The 4575-nt window shown below is 70.6% G+C and carries 1 protein-coding gene and 1 pseudogene; both read right to left on the bottom strand.

The annotated features are described in order from the left end of the window. Nucleotides 1–1243 (bottom strand): annotated as a pseudogene (locus ADK60_RS19750) (condensation domain-containing protein); the annotation flags it as partial. Between the two features lie 205 nt (nt 1244–1448). Beyond that, a partial coding sequence (locus ADK60_RS19760) for a non-ribosomal peptide synthetase (protein WP_159400498.1) occupies nt 1449–4575 on the bottom strand: 3127 nt, incomplete at its 5' end.

Below are 4575 nucleotides of genomic sequence, written 5' to 3' on the forward strand. Positions count from 1 at the left end.
CGAACAGATCCGCAGCCGCGACCAACCTCCCCCGAACACCCGCCGGCCTCCCCCGCTCGTCAAAAACCTCACCAAGACTCACCTCCAGGTCGAACTTCGATGCCCCCAGACCCGGTGACGACGCCAGAGTCGAGGACAACGAGCCCGCCCCGGCCAGCTCCAGCGCCGCCGAAGCCGTGTTCTGCACCGTGAGCATGACCTGGAACAGCGGATGACGGGCCAACGAACGGACCGGCGCCAGCTCCTCCACCACCCGCTCGAACGGCACGTCCTGGTGCGCGAACGCGCCAAGTCCCGCTTCTCGCACCCGATCGAGCACCTGGGCCATCGTCGGGTCGCCGGACAGGTCCGTGCGCATGACCAGCGTGTTCACGAAGAACCCGACCAGGTCCTCCAAGGCCTTCTCGGTGCGTCCCGCGATCGCCGCCCCGATCGGGATGTCGTTCCCCGCACCCAGCCGGTTGAGGGTGACCGCCAGCGCGGCCTGCACCACCATGAACAGGGTCACCCCGCGCTCCCTGGTCACCTTCACCAGACGCTCGTGCACGTCGGCCGGCAGCTCGACTGCCACCGCATGGCCCTGATGACCGGCCAGGGCGGGACGTGGCCGATCGGTCGGCAGCTCCAGTTCGGCCGGCGCCCCGGCCAGCGTCCTGCGCCAGTAGGCCAGCTGCCGGGAGAGCACGCTGTCCGGGTTCTGCTCGTCGCCGAGCAACTCCTGCTGCCACAGCACGTAGTCGGCGTACTGCACCGGCAGCGGCTCCCATTCCGGTGCCCGACCTGCGGCGCGCGCCGCATACGCCACCGACAGGTCCCGCGCCAACGGCGCCGTCGACCAGCCGTCCCCGGCGATGTGGTGAACCACCACCACCAACGCATGGTCGTCCTGGCCGACCGTGAACAGCGTTGCCCGCACCGGGATTTCGGCGGACAGATCGAACGCGTACGCGAGCGCCCCGCTCACGGCTCCGGACAGCGACTCCTGGGAGACCGTCTCGACCGCAAGCTCGAACCCGCAGTCCTCGACCTTGAGGACCTGCTGGTACGGCTCCCCGTTCTCGGCCAGGAAGACTGTGCGCAGCACCTCGTGCCGACCCACCACGTCCCGCAGCGCCTCGGCGAGGGCCTCCGGATCCACATCCCCGGTCAGCCGCAGCGCCATCGGAATGTTGTAGGTCGCGCTCGGACCCTCCAACTGCCCCAGGAACCACAGCCGACGCTGCGCAAACGACAACGGAATCATCAGTAGTCCTCCTGCTTACGCATCGGCCGCAGAGTGGGCCTAGCAATGCTCTGGGTCTTGAATTGACTGGCGGGCCGGCCGGCGAGGGCCTCCCGATCCACATCCCCGGTCGGCCGCAGCGCCGTCGGAATGTTGTAGGTCGCGCTCGGACCCTCCAACTGCCCCGGGAACCACAGCGGACGCTGCGCGAACGACAACGGAGTCATCAGTTGTCCTCCTGCTTGCGCATCGGCCGCAGAGCGGGCCTGGCCGTGCTCTGGGTCTCGACCTGACCGGCGAGCCAGCCGGCGAGCCCTTCCGGCGTCCGTGCCTCGAACACTGCCCGGATCGGCAGTTCGGCCCGCAGCGAATCCCGTACCTCACTGACCAGTCGGGTCGCCAGCAGGGAGTGGCCGCCCAGAGCGAAGAAGTCGTCCTCCACGCCGACCCGGTCGAGCCCCAGGACTCGCGCGAACGCCTGGCACAGCAGCTCCTCCTGCTCCGTGGCCGGTGCCCGGCCCGCGCCGGCGGCGTACTCGGGAGCGGGCAGCGCCTTGCGGTCCAGCTTGCTGTTCACCGTCAGCGGCAGCTCCTCCAGCACCACCACCGCCGACGGAACCATGTAGGACGGCAGCCGCCCGGCCACGAACTCACGCACAAGGGTGGCCAGTTCGGTGCTGTCGCCGTTCCCGACCACGTACGCGACCAGGCGCTTGTCACCCGGCACGTCCTCACGCGCGATCACCGCGGCCTGCGCCACCAGCGAATGCGCGGCCACCACCGACTCCACCTCGGCCGGCTCCACCCGGAATCCGCGGATCTTCACCTGGTCGTCCGCACGGCCCGCGAACACCAGCCGACCGTCCGCCGACCACGTCACACGGTCACCCGTGCGGTACAGCCGCCCACCCGCCGCACCGAACGGGTCCGCGACGAACCGCTCTCCCGTCAGGCCCGGGCGGTTCAGATAGCCGCGCGCCAGCCCCGCACCCGCCACATACAGTTCACCCGCCACACCGACCGGTACGGGCTGCAGGTGCTCGTCCAGCACGTACACCCGGGTGCCGTCCAGCGGCCCACCGATCGGCAGCACCTCACCCAGCACCGCCGGCGAAGCCACCTCGTGCTGCGTGGCGCACAGCGTCACCTCCGTCGGCCCGTACAGATGCCGCACCACCACGCCCGCACTGGCCTCCAGCACCCGGCGCACCGCACCCACCGGCACCACATCGCCACCGGTCAACACCTCGCGCACACCCGCGAAGCACTGCGGATCCTGCTCCGCGATCACCCGGAACAGGCCCGCCGTCACATGCACATGCGACACCGCGAAGTCGACCAGCAACGACCGCAGCACCCTCGCATCCACCGCACCGGTCGGCGCCACCACCACCGTCGCACCCGACAGCAACGCCACCCACACCTCGTACGAGGAGGCATCGAAGGCATGCGGGGCCTGGAACAACACCCGGTCCCCCGACCCCACGCCCCAGTGCGAGGCCGACGCCAACTCCACCAGATCCCGCTGCGTGGCCACCACACCCTTGGGCACACCCGTCGAACCCGAGGTGTACATCACATACACCGGGCACTCCGAGCCCACCCCCGCATCACCGACCGGAGCCGACCCGGCCGGCACCTGCCCACCGTCGACCACCAGCACCGGCGCTTCCACCGACCCCGGCACCCGCGAGGCAGCATCCCGCGTGGTCAGCACACACACCGGCGCCGCGTCCTGGAACACGAACGCGATCCGCTCCGACGGATAGTCCACATCCACCGGCACATACGCACCACCCGCCTTCACCACCGCCAGCAGCGCCACGAACAGCTCGACCGAGCGCTCCATCACCACACCCACCAGCGACTCCGCGCCGACCCCGCGATCCCGCAACACACCCGCCAACGCAGCAGCCCGCGCATCCAACTCCGCGTACGACAGCTCCACGTCCCCGCACACCACGGCCACCGCATCCGGCGTCCGCGCCACCTGCGCCGCAAACACCTCCGCCACCGACAGCACAGGAGCAGCAGAACCCGTGTCGTTCCAGCCGGTCAGCAGCCGCTCCCGCTCCGCCTCACCGAGGACGCCCACCTCTCCCAGCCGCGTCCGCTCCGGGGCATCCTCCAGGGCCGCGACCAGATTGCCCAGGCAGGTGTGCAACAGCGACCCCACCTGCTGCGGGTCGATCGAAGCCACCGCGTCGACGGTCAGGCCGAACCTCGTCCGATCGTCGTCGACGGCGATGCTCAGGGGGTAGTTGGTCAGGTCCCGCGTGGAGAGCACCCCGACACCCTCGAAGCCGGAGTCGAAGTTCCGCGCGCCGGCCTGGTTGTGCCGGTAGTTGAAGATCGAGGTGAACAGCGGGCTGCCGCCCGTCAACCCGCTCGCCTGCTGCGCCAGCGACAGCGGCGCGTGCTCGTGCACCAGCAGCCCCGCCAACTGGTGCCGCATCCCGGACAGCGCCCCGCCCACGCTCTGCGAGTCCAACCGCACCCGCACCGGCAGCGTGTTGAGGAACAGACCCGGCACCCGGTCGGCGCCCGCCCCGGAGTTCATCCGGCCGAACAGCACCGTGCCGAACACCACGTCGTCACGGCCGCTGACCACACCGAGCACCCGCGCCCACGCCAGGTGGAAGAGGGTGGCCGCACTGACGCCCTCGCGCCGCGCCGACTCACGGATCCGGCCGGCCAGTTCATCGTCCACCACGAGGCGTGCCTGGTGGGTGGAACTGCCGTCGCCGTACGCGTCCAGCACACCGAACGGCGCCGTCGTCTCGGTGACGTCCCCGAGCAGCTCCGCGAAGTACCGCTCGTGCTCCTCGCGCGGCGTACCCAGGCGGGCCTGCGCCACGAAGTCGCGGAACGGCAGCGGCTCCGGCAACGCGTCGCCCCGACCGGACATGAACGCCCGAAGCTCCCCGAGCAGCACGTCCACCGAGGTGTGGTCCTGCACCAGGTGGTGGGTTCGCAGCAGCGCCAGCCAGCGGTCACCGCCGGGCTCCGCCGCGACGTGGACCGTCATCAGGGGCGCCCGGGTCAGATCCATCCACGATCCGCCGATCGCCAGCAACTGCTCCACCGGGTCGGCGCCCCGCGGGTCCAGCACGACCTCCTGGACCGGCAGCTCCACCCGGCGCGACACCACCTGCACCGGCTCCGCCAGGCCCTCCCACACGAACGCCGTGCGGTAGACGTCGTGCCGGTCGATCACCTCCCGCAGCGCGTCCAGGAACGCGTCCACCCGCTCGCGCGAGTCGAACCCCAGCACCGACGGCCGCATGTAGACATCCGTCTCGGACGCCTGGTCCGCCATCAGGTGGTGGAAGAGCATGCCCTCCTGGAGCGGG

Source organism: Streptomyces sp. XY431 (assembly GCF_001279805.1).
Taxonomy (GTDB): Bacteria; Actinomycetota; Actinomycetes; order Streptomycetales; family Streptomycetaceae; genus Kitasatospora; species Kitasatospora purpeofusca.